Annotated in this window: 22 protein-coding genes; 10 read left to right on the forward strand and 12 right to left on the reverse strand. The window is 59.6% G+C overall.

Annotated elements, in window-relative coordinates:
- Positions 1–302 precede the first annotated feature (302 nt).
- From JSQ98_RS09290 to JSQ98_RS09305, 4 genes are all read left to right on the forward strand, one after another.
- The gene (locus JSQ98_RS09290; RefSeq protein ID WP_211649393.1) at positions 303–1,781 is read left to right on the forward strand and encodes a hypothetical protein; all 1,479 of its coding nucleotides are present in this window, start codon (positions 303–305) and stop codon (positions 1,779–1,781) included.
- Positions 1,782–1,868: 87 nt separating this feature from the next.
- Entirely contained in the window at positions 1,869–2,567 is a 699-nt protein-coding gene (locus JSQ98_RS15405) for an LPXTG cell wall anchor domain-containing protein (RefSeq protein ID WP_211649395.1), read from the forward strand.
- Between the two features lie 2 nt (positions 2,568–2,569).
- Entirely contained in the window at positions 2,570–3,082 is a 513-nt protein-coding gene (locus JSQ98_RS09300; RefSeq protein WP_211649397.1) for a hypothetical protein, read from the forward strand.
- 185 nt (positions 3,083–3,267) lie between these two features.
- Positions 3,268–3,807 (forward strand): ClbS/DfsB family four-helix bundle protein, encoded by a 540-nt coding sequence (locus JSQ98_RS09305; RefSeq protein ID WP_249291108.1) that lies wholly within the window; start codon positions 3,268–3,270, stop codon positions 3,805–3,807.
- Between the two features lie 112 nt (positions 3,808–3,919).
- On the opposite strand, the gene JSQ98_RS15410 is transcribed toward JSQ98_RS09305, so the two are convergent.
- The 6 genes from JSQ98_RS15410 to JSQ98_RS09330 all read right to left on the reverse strand — a co-directional run bounded on the left by JSQ98_RS15410 (position 3,920) and on the right by JSQ98_RS09330 (position 6,563).
- Positions 3,920–4,444 (reverse strand): putative immunity protein, encoded by a 525-nt coding sequence (locus JSQ98_RS15410; RefSeq protein ID WP_346728764.1) that lies wholly within the window; start codon positions 4,442–4,444, stop codon positions 3,920–3,922.
- A 27-nt stretch (positions 4,445–4,471) separates the two neighbouring features.
- On the reverse strand, positions 4,472–4,678 hold the full coding sequence (locus JSQ98_RS09310; protein WP_211649399.1) for a hypothetical protein: 207 nt from the start codon (positions 4,676–4,678) through the stop codon (positions 4,472–4,474).
- 17 nt (positions 4,679–4,695) lie between these two features.
- Positions 4,696–4,884 (reverse strand): hypothetical protein, encoded by a 189-nt coding sequence (locus tag JSQ98_RS09315; protein WP_211649401.1) that lies wholly within the window; start codon positions 4,882–4,884, stop codon positions 4,696–4,698.
- A 92-nt stretch (positions 4,885–4,976) separates the two neighbouring features.
- The gene (locus JSQ98_RS09320) at positions 4,977–5,636 is read right to left on the reverse strand and encodes a hypothetical protein (RefSeq protein WP_211649403.1); all 660 of its coding nucleotides are present in this window, start codon (positions 5,634–5,636) and stop codon (positions 4,977–4,979) included.
- Positions 5,637–5,804: 168 nt separating this feature from the next.
- Positions 5,805–6,353, reverse strand: coding sequence for a thermonuclease family protein (locus tag JSQ98_RS15415; RefSeq protein ID WP_211649405.1), 549 nt, complete (start codon positions 6,351–6,353; stop codon positions 5,805–5,807).
- A 15-nt stretch (positions 6,354–6,368) separates the two neighbouring features.
- Positions 6,369–6,563, reverse strand: a complete 195-nt coding sequence (locus tag JSQ98_RS09330) for a hypothetical protein (RefSeq protein WP_211649407.1) — start codon at positions 6,561–6,563, stop codon at positions 6,369–6,371.
- Positions 6,564–6,637: 74 nt separating this feature from the next.
- Between JSQ98_RS09330 and JSQ98_RS09335 the strand changes: the two genes are divergently transcribed.
- Positions 6,638–7,309: a hypothetical protein gene (locus JSQ98_RS09335; protein ID WP_211649409.1), complete on the forward strand. Its 672-nt coding sequence runs from the start codon at positions 6,638–6,640 to the stop codon at positions 7,307–7,309.
- 135 nt (positions 7,310–7,444) lie between these two features.
- Here the strand turns inward: JSQ98_RS09335 and JSQ98_RS09340 are convergent, their stop codons facing one another.
- Positions 7,445–7,636: a hypothetical protein gene (locus tag JSQ98_RS09340; protein ID WP_211649411.1), complete on the reverse strand. Its 192-nt coding sequence runs from the start codon at positions 7,634–7,636 to the stop codon at positions 7,445–7,447.
- Positions 7,637–7,696: 60 nt separating this feature from the next.
- On the reverse strand, positions 7,697–7,930 hold the full coding sequence (locus JSQ98_RS09345) for a glutaredoxin family protein (protein ID WP_211649412.1): 234 nt from the start codon (positions 7,928–7,930) through the stop codon (positions 7,697–7,699).
- A 326-nt stretch (positions 7,931–8,256) separates the two neighbouring features.
- Here JSQ98_RS09345 and JSQ98_RS09350 point away from each other — a divergent pair, with 326 nt between their 5' ends.
- Positions 8,257–8,400, forward strand: coding sequence for a hypothetical protein (locus JSQ98_RS09350; RefSeq protein WP_211649414.1), 144 nt, complete (start codon positions 8,257–8,259; stop codon positions 8,398–8,400).
- Between the two features lie 64 nt (positions 8,401–8,464).
- On the opposite strand, the gene JSQ98_RS09355 is transcribed toward JSQ98_RS09350, so the two are convergent.
- The gene (locus tag JSQ98_RS09355; RefSeq protein ID WP_211649416.1) at positions 8,465–9,325 is read right to left on the reverse strand and encodes a hypothetical protein; all 861 of its coding nucleotides are present in this window, start codon (positions 9,323–9,325) and stop codon (positions 8,465–8,467) included.
- A gap of 365 nt (positions 9,326–9,690) precedes the next feature.
- On the opposite strand from JSQ98_RS09355, the gene JSQ98_RS09360 reads away from it, so the two are divergent.
- Positions 9,691–10,401 carry a hypothetical protein gene (locus JSQ98_RS09360; RefSeq protein ID WP_211649417.1) on the forward strand — a complete coding sequence of 237 codons (711 nt, stop codon included), beginning with the start codon at positions 9,691–9,693 and terminating at the stop codon, positions 10,399–10,401.
- Positions 10,402–10,431: 30 nt separating this feature from the next.
- Here the strand turns inward: JSQ98_RS09360 and JSQ98_RS09365 are convergent, their stop codons facing one another.
- Both JSQ98_RS09365 and JSQ98_RS09370 read right to left on the reverse strand, forming a co-directional pair.
- Complete coding sequence (locus tag JSQ98_RS09365) at positions 10,432–11,010, reverse strand: recombinase family protein (protein ID WP_211649418.1); 579 nt, start codon at positions 11,008–11,010, stop codon at positions 10,432–10,434.
- A 443-nt stretch (positions 11,011–11,453) separates the two neighbouring features.
- A complete protein-coding gene (locus JSQ98_RS09370) occupies positions 11,454–12,620 on the reverse strand; it encodes a helix-turn-helix domain-containing protein (protein ID WP_211649419.1) in 1,167 nt (388 codons plus the stop codon).
- Positions 12,621–12,802: 182 nt separating this feature from the next.
- Between JSQ98_RS09370 and JSQ98_RS09375 the strand changes: the two genes are divergently transcribed.
- The 3 genes from JSQ98_RS09375 (at position 12,803) to JSQ98_RS09385 (ending at position 16,016) form a co-directional block, all read left to right on the forward strand.
- Complete coding sequence (locus JSQ98_RS09375; protein WP_211649420.1) at positions 12,803–14,509, forward strand: amidase; 1,707 nt, start codon at positions 12,803–12,805, stop codon at positions 14,507–14,509.
- Between the two features lie 745 nt (positions 14,510–15,254).
- The gene (locus JSQ98_RS09380) at positions 15,255–15,479 is read left to right on the forward strand and encodes a DUF2188 domain-containing protein (protein ID WP_211649421.1); all 225 of its coding nucleotides are present in this window, start codon (positions 15,255–15,257) and stop codon (positions 15,477–15,479) included.
- 78 nt (positions 15,480–15,557) lie between these two features.
- Positions 15,558–16,016 (forward strand): prevent-host-death protein, encoded by a 459-nt coding sequence (locus tag JSQ98_RS09385; RefSeq protein ID WP_211649422.1) that lies wholly within the window; start codon positions 15,558–15,560, stop codon positions 16,014–16,016.
- A 501-nt stretch (positions 16,017–16,517) separates the two neighbouring features.
- Here the strand turns inward: JSQ98_RS09385 and JSQ98_RS09390 are convergent.
- Entirely contained in the window at positions 16,518–16,997 is a 480-nt protein-coding gene (locus JSQ98_RS09390; RefSeq protein ID WP_211649423.1) for a MarR family winged helix-turn-helix transcriptional regulator, read from the reverse strand.
- Positions 16,998–17,017: the final 20 nt, after the last annotated feature.

The raw sequence follows: 17,017 nt of genomic DNA on the forward strand, positions 1-17,017 counted from the left end.
CTCGATCTGTAGATGCCGTGACGCGCGCACCTTGTGTCACGGAACGCGGGACGCGGTTTCCCTCGAATGCCAGTGGTGTATGGGTAAAAGTCCGGCGAAATGCAATGCAGCCGGACAGAGCAGCGCGAGGCGCTGCGGGCACAGGCAGACCGCAGGGCTGCGGGTACAGATGAGGTTCGTGCGCGCAGTGAAACGAACGACGGAGTGCGAGTGTGCTGACGGGCGAATAGTGGCGTGGCCGGCGGGAGCCGGCGCGGGGTGACGCACTCCCCCTGGGTGCGCGCGTCGACCCATCTACAGGCATGAGCGATCACACCACCCCCACAGTGCCCGCGATCGTGCAGTGCACGTTCTGCCTCTGCCCCAACATCATCAACGCCGACGATCCCGAGGCGCTCTGCAAGAACTGCGGCCTCGACCTCTCCCGCCTGGGCGCCTCAAGCACCGCCCCGACACCGCCCGAAACCGGTGGCACCGTCTTCTCGCAGGGGCCGGACGACACCGCCAACGGGGCTCAGGCGATCGCGACGCTCTTCGCTGATGAGACGTCGCCCGACAAGGCTGCTTCCGTCGTCGATGCACCACCCATCGAGACGACAGCGACAGCGACAGCCGAGGCGACAGCGAAACCGACGCCGACGCGAAGGTCGCCGATACATCCGTGGGTCATCACTGGCGCGTTCGCGATCCTCATCGTGGGCGCGATCATCACGACATGGGTGCTGCTCTCGGCACCTCCGAGTGTCGCATCGGCTGACGCAGCACCGAAGCAGGCGACACCGATCACCCTCGAAGGCTGGAACGCGACACCCGCCTGGACGCTCGACGCGGCAGCGGAGGAGACCGCCGAAAGCGCTGACGGTGCGACACTGCTCGTCACGACCCCGGATGACGCGTCGATCGTGGACACGACGACCGGAGATCTGCTCGCGACGCAGGAGCTCGGCGGCGACACGTCGGCGCGCGCCTACTGGGCAGGCGACACTGCCCTCGTCGTCGACGGCGACACCCTGCACCTCTGGTCAGCAGAGAACAGTACTGACGCGGATGAATCGGGCGACACCGAAAGCGACCAGGCGGGGTGGGCGACGACGAAGCTGGGCGACGCGACGGTGTCGCTTCGCGGCGACGCGGTCTTCGCTGTCGCGGAGGTCGGGGCCAAGTACGAACTTGTCCACGCTGACGCGACACGTGACGCCGTGGCCGTCCCCACAGAGGGCGCTGTCCCTGTTGCAGCATCCGGCGACACGATCACCTGGGGCACCAACAAGGGTGTCGCCTACGTCACCGCCCGGGACGGAAGCGACAGTCGCGACACCGTCCTCGCCGCGCCCATAGACGCTGCGTCTGTGTCTCGTTGGATCAGCGGCGACACGAAGCATGTCTATGTCGTGTGGAGCGACGGCGACACTCACACGGTTGCCGTCCACTCGCTCGAGAGCGGTGATGCCGTTTCGTCCCTCCCCCTCACTGCTGACCGAGAAGCCGCAGCGACATCGACCCGGGACGGGGCGCATGTCGCGTACGCCGGTGTGCTGATCGACGCGACGACAGGTGCCATCACCGAAACAAGCCACGACATCGACGGGACCGTCGGCGAGCAGTTCGTGACGACAGGCCCGCTCACTCTCATGAACCCGGCCGGAGAGGCGACGCCCCTCGCAGGCGACCGCGTGACCCTGGTCGCGATGTCGCCAGATGGAGATCTCGTCGTGAGTACCGGCGACACGATCGCCTCCCTCACCCCGGCATCCACCGACGCAGGTGCGCGGACCCCGTGATCTGTCTCATGAAGCCGGCCCGAATGCGTGGACCTCCCACGAGGCCGGCCATCGACCACCACCCCCACATTTATGGAGAAGAACCCAGTGAAAATCAGACCCTTCATCACCGCAGCAGTCGCTGCCGGCATCGTCCTCGCCCCGACCGCGGCGATGGCAGACGACACCATCACAGAAACGCCCATGACCACTGAGTTCCAGGAGGCCGAAGTCTTCGCGAACGCGCAGGACTGCGAAGCAACTCCGGCACCGCCCGCACCGGTAGCCAACAGCGCTGTAGTGGCTGAAGTGCCCGCACCAGTCACCGACGACTTGTCCGCCGAGAATGCTGCGGTGGTCGAGAACGTTGAGGTAATCCCCGGTGATCTGCCGCCTGAGGTCCCGGCCGATCCGGTCGACTGCGGGACCCCGACGATCCCCTCGCTCCCGGGCGATGGGCACATCGACCCGATCGACCCCGTCGATCCGGTCGATCCTGTCGAACCGGTGGATCCCGTAGCCCCCGTCGCGCCGGTAGACCCCGTGCCCCCAGTGGTGCCGGCGGATCCGGTCGAACCGGTGGCACCCGTTGATCCGGGCGTGGTGCCCGGTGAGCCTGTCGCTCCGGTGGACTGGACGGAGACGCCGAACCAGAACATGCAGCAGATCGCGTACCCTGACGCGTTGGCGACAACGGGCGGGGAGCCGGCGAGCTGGCTCGGAGCCGCTGCGGCAGCGACGCTGGCTGCAGGGGCTGGCCTGTTCGCGTTTGGCCGCCGCAAGCGTGGCGCTGAGGCAGGAGTGTAGCGATGGCCACGGCGACTGCAACGACTAACATCATCGTCACGCACGCGTGCGGTCACGCTCATGCGCGTGACTTTTCCGACACGGCGGCATCGATGCGTTCGGATAAGGCGAAATGGTGGGCGACCCAGGAATGCAGGCCGTGTAACGCCGAGATGTTCGCCGCTCGGCAGCGGGCAAAGCCCGTCTCCGCGGAAGTGAAGGCCGCGCGCGCGGCTCGTCTGCAAACCGCCCTCGATGATGCGCAGCGAATGGACATGCCGCCGCTGCAGGGCTCTGAGAAACAGATCCCTTATGGCACCGAGCTTCGCTACGACGCACTGCGGCTCTTGTACGAGGAGCTCGTGCAGTCAGAACGGATGACTGAGGACGAGTACGACGAGAAAGTCACGACGCTCGCTCGCAGGATCAATCGGGCGAAGTTCTGGATCGAGCACAAGGAATCGTCCGTCGACGATTTCCTCCTGGATCTCGCTGACCCAGGTGATCAGAACATCGGCACGGAGAACCCGTTCTAGAAGGACTGGGGCACTCTCGTAACTGACAAGAGCGCCCTGCCGCGGTGATCACCGTGGCAGGGCGCTCTGTCATTCGCGCCAGTCACTGTTAGTGTTGCTGGCCACGACGATGTTCACGGCGGGTGAGTGCAACAGACTGGAGAGGCCCGCCCCGACACAACGAGAACCTGAGTCTCTTGAGCAATATGGCGCTCCTGCTCGCACGTAGTCTGGAAGGTATGGGTGTACCGTCGTCGAAAGTCGAGCTCCTCGAAGCCATAGAATCTAGCTTCTGCAAGCTCCAGAAAGAGTTCGATCGCGTTCCGGTCGAGGCAGCACGCAACCAGGTTCTCCCCGGACACAACAAGGGCACCATCATGAGCCCTGCTGATCTCCTCGCCTACCTCGTCGGCTGGGGCAATCAAGTAATGGCTTGGCACCAAAGACGTGAAGCAGGTCTTTCGGATGAGTTCCCCGCTGCGGGGATCAAATGGAACGAACTTGGGCTTCTAGCTGAACGCTATTACGCCGAACACGACACCGATTCGTGGGCTTCTCTGCGAAGCCAGCTTGTCTCATCCAAGGAATGCATCATCGATCTCGTCAAGAGCCACAGTGATCGGGAGCTATACGGCACCTCCTGGTACGGAAAATGGACAAAGGGCCGAATGATCTCTCTCAATACGTCCTCGCCCTACGCGAACGCTCGCGGACGCCTTCGAGCATGGCTGAGGGACAAAAACTGAGTGCTCTCCATATGACAGAGCGCCCTGCCGCGGTGATAACCGGGGCAGGGCGCTCTGTCATGAGAAGGTTCACTGGGGTGAAACCACGTTTCGGGAGAAGCGACTTCGGTCCTTAGTTCGGGTTCCGTATCGCTGAGTCGAGTGCGCTCATGAGCTGTGAGACTCGCGAACCACCGGGCGACGCTGCCGGATATCGACGAAGTATCTCGGGCAATGGCGGAGCCGCCCGATCGGCCAGAACGCCAACAGTGTCGCCGTCCGTAGTTCCTGTTCTCAGCTCGGTCACCCGCGCGGCGCAGGCGGCGGCGCGGAGTATGTGGCCGACCTGTGATGCTTTCGCGAATGGGTGTAGGTAGGCTGCTGCCGCGGCGTCGCCGCAAGCGAGTGCCGCGAGCTGGGCGGTCTCATCGGAGACACCCTTGGCGGCGCGGTGTGACGCGAAGGCGGCCGTGCGTTGCAGGTTCGAGCGTGGAGCACCGTCGGCAAATATGCGTGCCGCGTCGAGCGCCTCGCGGGGCCGTGAGTCTTCAGGGGCGACGGCTTCAAAGCAGGGAAGTAGCTCCTGAGCGCAGTCGGAGGCGAACCTGACGACAGCTCGCAGCTCGCTCGTTGTCAGATCAAAGTCTCCGGATCCCATGTCTCCATTGTCCCGCGTGTTTGCGGGTTACTCGTCGTTGGGCCAGTTACCTACGAGCGCATTCATCGTGTAGGCCGTGTAGTTCACTTGCGTGCCCTGGCACGTGCTCGAGTAGAGGTCGGCGCCCTCGTCCGCCGCTTTCCTGTTATCGAACACTCCGATGACGGGGTGATCGAGCTCTCCTTCGAGCGTCAGTATCCATACGTCGTTCTCAGACGATTGGGACGAGGTCATCGTTCTTCCTTTCAAAGTCAGTCGATGCGCTGCCAGCTCAGGAGCATCGCGCCTGCAGGGATCAGGCACGCGATCTTTGCGGCCTCCCACGTGGATGCTTCAGCTCCCTCGATGAGCTCGCTCGCGAAGTCGTCAGCCTTTCGGAGGTGCCGTTGGTCTTCAGCAATGGTGGCGGCGTTCGGGTAGATGAGGGCTGCAGCACGCATACGCTCAGGATAGATGCACGCCTATAGACCAGAGCACCCCAGCACGGTGCGAACCGTGCCGGGGTGCACTGCGAGGTTGACGAGCGCTGAACTCAGTACGTCGGACCCGCTGACTGCGTCTGCTGCTGGTGCTGTGATGCCTGTGCGGTGGGGGCGTGGAGTGCATCGTGGGTGGACTGTTCGCGGGCGCGGTGGTTCACCCAGTCGGCCGTGAATTCGATGAGCGCTTCGACGTCGTCCGCACCATAGGTGCGCTTCCCACGCAGTTCCCACCGGGCATCAGTGTGAGGCCGGGTGTAGTGATCGACTTCCCACGAATTCGGTACGCGATCAGGGTCTGAGGAATCAGTACCGAGGTACTGCTCAGTCACGGCAAGGCACTGATCCCCCGCGGTATTCTCGATGACGTAGTGGCCGGCGCCGAATGTGTCGGGATCATCTTCGTACATTGAGACGGCTTTCTCGTGCTGGGCGGTGATGCCCTGGAGCTCTTGAGTGAGCAGCATCATCGCGGCCTCGCGCGTTTGCCGTTGGCTGCTGGTTTCCACGGCGAGTTCGACGTCCTGGTGCTCGTCGACGCGGAGGATGTAGCCGGCCTCGGTTTTCTGCATCCAACCGGTGAAGACCGTCTCACCGGATTCGTTGGTGAAATCGACTTTGCCGAAGTCGTCCGAGGCGGCGCCGGCGCCGGTCGACCAGGGCTTGGGTTCGAGCCGGTAACCGGAGTCATAAGCGTTCACGTTTTCTGGCATCTGCGTCTCCTTGCTGGTGGTACTCCCCCGCTGTCGATCCGCTGCATGGGATCTCGGGGCTCACCACCTAGACGCAGCACTCAGCGCACTTCCCCATCACGATCCGCCTCGAGCTATTCAGCACAGCTCGCAACGTTCACATGCCAGTCGAGCAGCCGCTCTGCCTGCTCAGTTCGTGGGCGTGCAGGCTCCCCAAAGTCCCGCTCCAGCATTGCGTGCGCTGCTCTCTGCACTGCGGAGCTCGGCCTGCCCGATGTACGGCTTGGAATACGTGTACTCGTACCCCGCGCCCTGCTCGAGGAGCTGCTCGGCCACGTTGCCGGCGTCGGTGTGGAGGTGGCGCAGGAGACGCCCATACCGGTCAACGTCGCCCTGGGACGGGTCACTGATGAGGTCGACGTCCCGGCCGTCGAGTAGCGCGACGAGTGCGGTGCGCGCTTCCTGCGCCCAGCATTCGTCTGCGCCGCCTTTGCCGAGCTCGGGGGTATCGATGCCGATGATGCGGACGCGGTTGACGGTGCCCTCGGCGTCAACGGTCTTGATCGTGTCTCCGTCGATCACGGCAACCACCTGCTGCGTCGATGAGTCCGTCGCCGTGCCGAGGTTCGAGCCCGGGGCGTCGACGTCGATGTTCTGTGCGGCGATGACGGCAGCGATCGTTACGGCCACGAGTGTGACGGCGAGCTTCGTGATGCGGGTGACCGTGCGCTTGTTCACGGTTCTTCCTGTGCTCTAGTTGCGGTAGCCGGCGCGATATCCAATCGGGACGAACGCGATCCCAGTATCTGGGAAGAGGTCGAGGTCGCCAAGCTCGTCAACGAACTCACGTGCTTCGTCATCTGAGGCGAAAACTCCCAAAATTCGGCCCTCGAATTCGTCGCTCGCCTGCGCGATCCAGACGCCTGGCTTGTCTGCCTGCTGGTTCATATCGTTGTCCTTAATCTGAAATTGGGTCGTAAACTAAATTTTGGGGCAAACGCCTCGAACGAGAAAGGTACTCAGTGAAGAAAACCATGATTTCCAAGGGGTTCGCGGCAGCGGCAGCGGCGCTGCTATTCAGTGGCGCGCTTGTTGCCTCTGGTGGATCCGCGGCTTTTGCGGAACCGGACGTGAGTTCCAGTGTCGCAGAACCAGGCACTGTCGATGCTGCTGCCCCGGAACTTCCCGATGTCCTCACGGACGAAGAGATGGAAGCTCTCACCGCAGATATGCAGAACCTCGACGACGGACCGATGGAGTTCGTCCCGGAAGCCGGCGCGACCCCGGATTCGGGCGCGAGCCTGTCAGCAAAAGCCGCAGCTCCCGTCTGCACCCAAAACACAGGGGTCATTTGGGAACGAACGTCGGGCAAGAAGAAGTACGAGTTTGGTTCGATCGGTGGAAAGCCCTCGATTAAGTGTGGCGGGAAACCAGTAGCCGCACTCTCGCTCACTTCGACGATTTACAAGAAGAACTCGATCGGTGCGTGGGTGAAGGTAGCCGGTCCGTTCAAGAGCTTCAATTCCGGCATGGCGTCACTCCAGCCCACGAATGTCGAGTACATCTGCAAGTCGAACTCCAAGAAGAATCAATTTCGGTTGGTCGCCAATGGTTCTGTTACCTACTACGGCCTCAAGCCCATTGCAGGTGGTTCTTACTCTGAAACCGACAAGCTCGGTCTCTCCTGCAGCTAAAGTCCCCCACTGAGTAGTGGTGCCCGACCGAAAGTGACGGGCACCACTACTTACTTCCTCTACGACCCTGGGACCGCTCACTGATGAGCGCGACGTTCTGAAGGTCACAGATCGCCCAAAGCTATCCCCGCACTCTCACTGCCCCGATTGTCCAGCGCGATATCCAATCGGGAAGAACACGGGCTCAGAAGGCGAGAAGGATGCGGCGATTTCTTCGGCGAACTTCTGCGCTTCATCCCACGAGGCGAAAACGCCCAAGAGACTGTGATCCCCCTCCTCGGTCGACTGCAGAATCCACACGCCTGGCTTGGTTGTCTGCTGTTCCATATCGCTGTCCTTTGTTCTTCAGGTGAGCTACCCCGCTGCGGGGCGCACGTAATGATTCAATCAGCCGACGAGTCCGGCGATCTTATCGGGTCGAAACCCGGTCCAGTGGCGTCCGTCATCCACTACGACAACAGGCGCCTGGGTGTAACCGTACTTCTCTCGCAGCATCGGACCCGCAGCCCAATCTTCCGATAGACCGACGGTGACATACTCGATCCCTCGTTTGCCGAGCTCCTTGTGCGTCATCATGCACTGGCCGCAACTGGGACTTGTGTAAACGGTGATGGTTTTCATATGGTGCCTCCTGTGACCTAGATGCGGTACCCCGCGCTGTTCGTGATTTCCTCCCTCACGTTTTTTGCCGTGAAGGCACGTATGTGCCTGCGGCGGCGCGCAGCGTGGAGCCTGACCGGAGGGGCACCCCTGCGTGGCGCAGACACGCGAGGGTGTACCGTCAAGCAACGCCGCGAAGCGGGGGTGCGGCCGGTTGGGTGGAACGAGAAGTGGCCGTATGCTGCCGAAGGCTTCACTGCAAAAAACGGGCGTAGCCCGAGAAGAAAAGAGCCGGCCTCCGTGCCGGCTCCTCCAGGCGCATGACGTGCGCTCCGATCAATGAATAGGTGAACGTGAAGAGGTTGTTCAGCGTGCTGATCGCGATCGGCATGGTCGCGGCGGCCGCCTACGTTGCTCTCGTGATTCACGCGGATACGACGTGCCATCTCCCCGAGAAGTTCTGCGTCGAGGAAGTGTCCTGGCTCGATTAAACTCTCATCGGTTCCATCGAGCGGCCTTAATCGGTCGTGCTCGGTCGACGATATCTCGCTAGCATCACTTACTGCCGCCGACAGGGCGATGTCTGTGGTCGTGCGTCGCGAGAAATAGATACCGTTCATCTAGTTCGGAGAGCAGATCCACGACAGCACGGATCGAAACGGCGAGCATCTGCATATTTGGGGTGATCTCAAAAGACGCAACTCCCTCCTCGAAGTCGTCGATCTGCCGAATATCGCTCAACGCACGCACCGTCTCATCGCTGCCGTGAAGAAATGCGCTCGAAGCCTTCCAAATGACTAGTGGTGACGAAATCCCATAGCCTGTCGCCGACCCACGAGGTTTCGGTGACACTGAAGTAAGGATCTGTGTGTAGGTTGGAGGATTTCCGAGCTCCACCTGACGCAGCGGACCCACGGTATTCTGCAGTTCTTTGAGTCGCTCAAGAGTCTTCTCCTTCGCGTCTCGCGCCGATTTCGCCCCATTTTTGCCTTTGATTATCTCGACAAATTTCAGTGTCTCGCTCGAGTCGCGATATGCCATCTGGAGAGCCCGAAGCACTCGATCAGCCTTTTTCGAAGACTTCACTAGCCACATTGCAACAGCAGCAGCTTCGATAGACGGCCGAATGAGCGAGTAGATCGAAAAAGGGTAAGCAAGAAGTCGTCCTCCTTCTTCATCGATCATGGTGTCGAAAATACGAGAGAGATTCTCATGAGCCCGCGCCCTATGCGTCATCACAAGGGTGTCCGTTGACCCGCGTTTCGTATACTCACGCTCCAAATGGAGCATCGAGCCAATTTCGGGGGTAGGCAGGTCACTTGGCAGCTTGTTAAACAAGCTGCGCGCGAATTGAATAGCTTGTGTTGCAAGACGCGTCTGCGCTTCGCTCTCCTGCCGATCATGTTCTCCTACCACTCTCGAGAGGATAGTGGACAGTACCTCCCCGAACTTCAGTCGTGTTGGAGGGATCAAGCAAGCGTCGCCTTCGCATCAGACTTGGGGGGAAACGAAGCCCCGTGCGGGTCCCGGCCTTGGCCGGCACTTGGGTACACCTCCTGAACGTATGCGTCGCCTAAGTATGCTTAATGGCCATGAGCCGCTCCCCCCGTTTTCTATCGGATCTATTGGAGCAAGTCGATAGCTCTGCCACCATCTCCGCTATCGTCGCTACCCTCATCGCTGCCCTACTTATAACGATCATTGTGAAGTTGCGACGTGTATTCCCAGCGTTGCTCCGATGGCTTCGAGATCAAGCCAGAAGGTTACGGGGCCTCCGTGTAATGACTCCCGAGAGTCGCGCGGCGCTGGTTAAAGAGGGCTACTCAAAACGAGATGCTGAGGTCAAGCAGCAACGGGAGCGGTCACCTCGCCCATCCTGGATGGTGACTGAAAAACCGGAGTGGGGAGACGCTGAAGACGTTCATTTCCTCCACAACACTGGATACTCAGTACGCGATGTTCTTCTCAAAGCAGATCCCGCCTATTTCGTATTCACCCGAGAGGCGTATTTCGACGGCAGGTTCGGTGACAACACCCCCGGCGCCGGACAGGGTCGCCAATTTTTCGGACGCGCCACAGAACTGGGTCTAAAGGAGGGCGTGACTTTTTCCGTGAGCTGGGTCGATCAGAATGGGGATCCACAACCCGAAAGCTCAGGTTCTCACCTTCCGGGGGAAGTATTTTTCCAGCCGTCTCACCCCATCATTCAGCCCACTTGGCAGTTCGGCAAGCGACCTGATTCAGCCAGAGACGCCTTTGTTCTTGTAAATGGCGCGCCGGGTTTCGTCGGGAGAGGTATCACGGTTAGTGCAGATCCGGAGTTCTTCACGTTCACGAAGAAGAAGGAACTCGGTGATCTGATCGGTGCAGGGAAGTTGGATTTTTACGGCCGTGTTAGCGATCTTGGAGCTACGCTCGGATTCGATTTCACCATCACCTACGTCGATGTAAATGGAAAGAAGCGGACGGAACAGGTTCCTTCCACGCAGTAGGTCTCTAAATCAGCTGGAGGAACCACGAGATCAGTACTCGGGATTTCCTTTGGTTTCCGTCCGTTCCAGGTGACGGTAGATCGTGGCGCGGCTGACACCGAATGTGTCTGCGACTTCTTGGACGGTGTGATCGCCAGCGTCGTACATCGCACGCGCTTGCTTAATCCGGTTGTCCGTCATTTTCGGCCGCCGACCTCCCTTGCGACCACGAGCCCGCGCAGCGGCGAGTCCGTCCTGGGTGCGTTCAACGATGAGATCGTGCTCGAACTCTGCGATCGCGGCGAGCATATGGAAGAAGAGCCTGCCTCCCGGTGTAGTGGTGTCGATGCCTTGGGAGAGAGCTTTCAGCCCGATCCCCCGGTTCTGCAGTCCGTCGGAGATCTCCTTCAAGTTCTTCACTGAACGGCCCAGGCGATCAAGCTTCGTCACCACGAGAGTGTCGCCGTTGCGCAGATACCGGAGAGCCTCGGTGAGCGCAGGTCGCTTTGCGAGTTTGCCGGAGGCATGGTCGACGAACAGTTCCTCGCATCCGGCCGCGCTGAGCATGTCCGTTTGGGCGTCGGGGTTTTGGTCCCGAGTGGAGACGCGTACATAACCGATGAGTGCCATGGTGCAACTGTATTGCAAACGCTGGTTGTGACACATAGATTTCATACACGACTTATGCGACGTCATTCAGGCTTAAAACGGAGGCCCTCGAAGACTGTCACATAAACGACCGTTTTCGAAGGCTCTGACCAGCGCGAGTCTTGGAGGCTGAAACGGGTTGATCCTGCCGCTTTGCGGGGGACCCGCAACAGATTGATCAATTCCGGCATCGCTTCTCGGTGGCCGTTTATCTTTCCCAGCTGCCGGAAGGTGGTCTCTCGCTGGGCGTCCTTGACGTCGGAAGGCATCCGAAACTCGACTGCATGCACCAAGACCGTCGCTTTTCCCCGCTGTCCTCGACCATGTCCGGTGAGCTGCGCTGGGAGGGTCCGCCCTACACGAGCCGCACATGAGCAAGTGCCAGGCTTACGAAGTTGATCAATTGAATACCCATAGAGAAGTCCTTACGCCCACCCAACAACAAGACGGGCAGCCTGCTTCGGCACTGTGACGTCGATCCCGGTGATGTCCTGGAACTGCCGCAGATGCTTCGAGATCGTATTGCGGTGACAATACAGTTCTCGCGCTGATTCCCCGACATTTCCTGTCTCGAGATAGCTATGTACGGCTTCGAGAATCCGTTCTCGCTTCGTTTCCCTGCAGTGCGACAGTGCCGCATTTACGTCGGCAAGCACTGGATACTCAGCCGCCTGGAGACTGCGTGCCGCTTGACGAGCCCACCCCCGCTCCCAAGTCATGGCTCCAACTTCATCTGGTGAGAGCATAAGAGCCATATCACGAGCAAGCATTCCGGCGCGGCGAAGATCAGAGAGACCTCCACCAGCAATCATGAGCCCCACCCGGAGCGCTTTGAGCCGCTCTTCGAGATCTTCGATCAGCATTCTCGGGCGATGTGTTTTCTCGGTGAAGACGAGGGTGGCCCCCTCAAAGTGAAGGGCATGGAATGGCACACCAAGGTTGTGGAGTTCAGATACGCAGGACTGCAGTGCCAAACGATCACCCCGGACGGCTGCTGCGACCAATAGCGGAGCGTTGACAGGGATTTGGAGCTCTCTTGCGACCATCTCGAGATGCTCATGGGTGAGGTGCCGATACTGGAAGAGGGACTCAATATGTTCGCGCCGTATCGACGCAGATTCTTCCCGTATGAGCTGGACCTGGGAAAGGTACGCTCGTTGAGCCTGTCCCACGTACTCGTCGACGGCGTGAAGAACTGTTCGAGTGTTCCGCACGATGAGACTCGCATCCCGTTCATCTGCGATACGAACGAGCGCGTCCCAGAGGACCGAAAAGTCATAGCGGATTGCAGTCAAAAGGGAGCTCAGGGGTATACCCGCTCGTGCTCTTGAAGTTCCGATCTCATGAGCAATGGTGACATCCAGATTTCCGGTTCGAAGGCCCTCAATGATGGCAGTAAAGGAGAGAAGAGTCGTTCGACGGATCTCCGATAGCGGAATTGGGGTCGACTGGTATCCGTCAACCTGCTCCAACAGTGCGAGAAGCGAATTTGTCAGGGCTTCCGGTTCGAGCTCCTCGATGAGCCTCTGCCACCCCTGATGGTCGCCCCTAGTGAGGGATCGCAGAAAAGTAGGAACCGAGTTGTCTACCATCAACTCAGAATAGCCTGCTTAAGCACACGAAGACGAGCTGAATTGGCATGTTTGGACCGCAAAGAGTATGCACTAGACCTGAAACACTGGTTGCAGAGCGAATCACCTCCCGGAACTATGCATCGTCTACGACAGGAGGCGCGAATTACGCATCCGCACGAGAACTGAATGAGGAACTACTCATGGCTTCTACAAGACCATTCCACCTAGTTGAGGCAGACATCGAAGGTGTTCTCGCTGCTCTACGCGACGGTAAAATCACGTCGACCTGGCTACTCAATCAGTACCTTGCCCGGATTGAGGCCTATGACCTCGGCCCCGACGGCCTGCACTCCGTCGTCGTACTCAACCCGCAGGCGCGAGCGGCGGCTGCCGAATCAGATCGACGCTGGCAATCCGGGTGCGCCCGACCTCTCGAAGGCGTGCCATTCACCGTAAAAGACTCCTACATGGCCGCAGGCTTGACCGTCGCCGCTGGCTCTCCGGCATTCCAGAACCTCATCGCAAAGTGGGACGCCTTCACGGTAGCCAAATTGAAAGAAGCCGGAGCTGTACTCATCGGAAAGACGAATATGCCTCCGATGGCAGATGGTGGCATGCAGCGTGGACTTTACGGTCGAGCAGAGAGTCCTTACAACCGTTCGTACCTGGCGGCAGCGTACGGGTCCGGTTCGTCAAACGGTTCTGCTGTGTCTACGGCCGCCAACCTCGCCATGTTTGGCATGGGTGAGGAAACAGTGTCATCAGGTCGAAGCCCGGCTTCCAACAATGCCCTCTGTGCGTATACGCCATCTTGGGGAATCCTTTCCATTCGTGGAAACTGGCCTCTATTCCCTGCGCGAGACGTAGTGGTACCGCATACGCGCTCGATGCACGACATGCTCCATTTGCTCGACGTGCTCGTACAGGACGATGAGGACACTCGGGGCGACTTTTGGCGTCACCAAAACGTGATTGAGCTTCCCAAGCCGAGTGAATACCGACCGTTGTCATACCTTGATCTGAGAGATCCGAGTGCACTCAAAGGCAAGCGGTTGGCGGTCCCGGCGATGTATCTCGGTCAAGACCCCTCTTACCCAGTTCACGCAAGAGCGTCGACCCTCGAACGGTGGCACCGGGCAAAGGCCCGTCTCGAACTCCTCGGCGCAGAGGTGATCACCACGGACTTCCCTCTCATATCAACCTACGAAGGCGACCGTCCTGGTCAGAAGTATCTCGGAGATCTGGGCGACCTTCCGGCAGATTGGTCGGAGATCGAATTCAAGCATTTCCTCGCCTTCGGGTGGGACGACTTCTTGCGCGCGAACGGGGATCCGACGCTCCCGTCGCTCGGTGTCGTCGACTCAACCCAGATCTATCCAACGCCGCCGGGAGCACTCCCCGATCGCTACGAACGAGTCGGAAACCATGATGACCGGTTCAAAGACATCGTCGAGCACGCCCGTCTGGGGATCACGGACCCTCGACAACATCCCAAATTCGCGCAAGGTCTGCGAGCACTCGTCGATCTGCGCAAAAACCTTTTTGAAGACTGGCTCCGTGACCACAATTTCGACGCGGTGGTGTTCCCCGCAAATGCAGATGTCGGGCCGTGGAACGCTGACGTGGACGCAACCGCAGCAAATGCGGCGTGGGCAAATGGAACCCTCTTCTCTCATGGGAATTACGCCCTTCGCCATGTCGGACTCCCCACGGTGACCGTATCCATGGGAATCATGGCTGACATTGGCATGCCTGTGGGACTCACATTCGTGGGAGCCGCATACACGGATCTAGCGCTGCTCGCATATGGAACGGCTTTCGAAACGGCCGGTGCCGGGACGATGCGTTGTGCGCCAGCATCCACCCCAGAGCTCCCATGGTCAACTCAAAGGAACACTTCCTCGTAAGCGGCTCGGACTTCGACGACCAGCTCAGCACCTAGAGAATGCGGCACGAAGAATAGGCCGCGCACGGTTCCCCGCTCCGTCTCATGCGGTGACGAAGCGGGTTGGTGATAAGACCTCTGCGATACACGGCGACTTGGGGACGAATTTTTTCGGGCCTCTTCACCTCACCAGTGCCTTCGCCGCTACCCTCGGCTCCGACGCTGGTGGGGCGATCCTCAACGTCATCGCCTCTGGTCTTTTAGAGTGTCAAGTCCTGTCGACAGTGATGTAGCTCGGCATGGTCTGGCGGATGCTCGGTCAGTCATGGGCTGGGCTTAGTCGCGCGACGGATCTGCGGGGCCTCCCGATGCGACGTCTTCCTCCGTTATTGGGTTCTGAAAATCCTGCCCACTCTCAGTCTTCCGAGGGGGCTCGACACCCTGGGAGGCGTCATCGTCTACGTTTTTACTACCTACTCCGGCATCCTCCTCAAAGAAGCGCGGATCGTCGGGAAAGTTGTCGCCTAAGCTGCGGGGGTTCGGTGCCATCATGCTTCGAAGGTAGCTTCCCGCTTCACTACGGGCCACCTGGTTGACGAACCCATGCATGTGGCGAACAATATGGTTTCACCGCATCCCGACGTGCTCGAGATGCTCGCGGCCGCGGCTGAGTGTGAACGGGCTCGAAAAGTACTGATGCTTTCCTCGGATGGAAACACCTTGAGACTTCATCGGGACCAACACTGCCGAAGTAGGAAAGGAGCGAAATGAGTGCCTTCGATGTGACTACAAGGCCCCAAAATGGCCAGTGGGTCAATGAGGTCGAAGGAGCCCCGCACCTCTCGAGAAACTTTCTTGATAAAGAAGATGCGGTCGAAGCTGCGCGACAATTTGCTGTTACACACCACACTCGTCATCAAATTGAAGAGCCGGAAGCGACCGAAGTGAATACCGATCCGGCCACCCATCAACGTCGTGATTCGGGACCGTAGGAACCTCACTCTTAAGCCTCCGCTGTCAGCGCTGCAAACCGAGAGAGTTCTGAATACATTCTGAAGTATGATGGCTCCATGACCGTCACTACTACACGCACGGAGTTCCAATCTTCAGAGCTCAGCCGTAATTCAGCCGAGGTGTTTGCGGCCGCTGAATCGCATGCCGTTACAGTGACTCGCCGTAATGCAGAGCCTCTTGTTCTGATGAGCGAACGTGACTCTCGGGCGCATCGGACGCTCTTTGAGTTCGCGGCTACGTTGATTGCAGTCACTACCGATGATCGTGGAACTCTCGCTGAGCGAATGTCCGATCGATTCCCGTGGATGCTTGCCCTTTCTCAGGTGGATCAAGCTGCATGTGCCGCCGAGCTTGTTGCTGCGGCACGGGCTTCATTCGCGACGGAACAGCCTCATCTCGTCGCGGCTGCACTCACTTCCTGGAAGGAAACCGCCGAAGCAGTCGCAGCAGGTCTCGGTGTACAGCCGATGGAATGGTTTGATGAAGATATCCCCGTCGGGCTTCCCAGTGCATGAGTAGGAAGCATCATGTTCCACGGCCCGTCAAGAAGTCGGAGTACGCGATCATTTGTGCCACTCGCTCAGCAGAGGCTGGGTGGCGAGACCTCCTCGCCACCCACAGAAACGCTGTGACCGAGGCTTGGGACTTTCTTACTCGAACGCCGCTTCAAGTCACTCCGACGAATTACCCACTCAAAGGCGCTCTCAGTGAGGTGACACGAAACCAGGCAACCTACGATCGCTGGCAGCATAAGCCCACGGCAGGTGGCACGGCACGAATTTGGTTCTACGTTGACGGGCAAAACGTGTACCTCGAGCAAGTGCACACAAGCCACCCCAACGCGACCAAGTAAGCGATGCTCTTTCAAGGGGCCGCAATCCCGCTTGAGGTGCAGCAGTCTACTGCTGGGGCTGGACACCTCAGGCAGAGCGAGAAGAGCCGTCCGGAAAAACGCAAAACGGGATTGCAGCACTGATACGCGACACGGTCTCGTCGTGGAGCCTGTGCGGCGGTGTCTATATAGGTTCCGCAACAGGCCCGTCGACATCGGCGCAGCTTTGCAGAGACCAGACCATTTGCCGCAGCACCCGGAAGGCAGTTTCCCGCTCGACATCGGTGAGGTCGTTGAGCATCCGCAGCTCGACCGAATGCACCGCAACCGTCGCTTTTTCCAGTTGTGCTCGGCCATCCGCGGTCAGCTGAGCTGGGAGAATCCGTCCCACGCGAGCTCCCGCCGGACGCGTCACAAACCCGTCGCGTTCAAGCGCTTGCAGTAGCACGTTCATGGATTGCCGCGTGACAAACGTTCCGCGCGCGAGGTCAGAATTCGATAGTCCTGGTCGCTGTGCGAGTAGTTCGAGACACGAGTAGTGGGTGACACTCATTCCGAGCGGTCGAAGCACTTCCTCCATCGCGATCCGCAGGGCGACCGACACCTCCTTAATGAGGTAGCCCATGGAAGTCTCTAAGTTCACTGCGTTCCCACTTTGACTCATGTAAGTATTCTGACATACAT

This window comes from Leucobacter manosquensis, from assembly GCF_018304845.1.
In the GTDB taxonomy this organism is placed as follows: domain Bacteria; phylum Actinomycetota; class Actinomycetes; order Actinomycetales; family Microbacteriaceae; genus Leucobacter; species Leucobacter alluvii.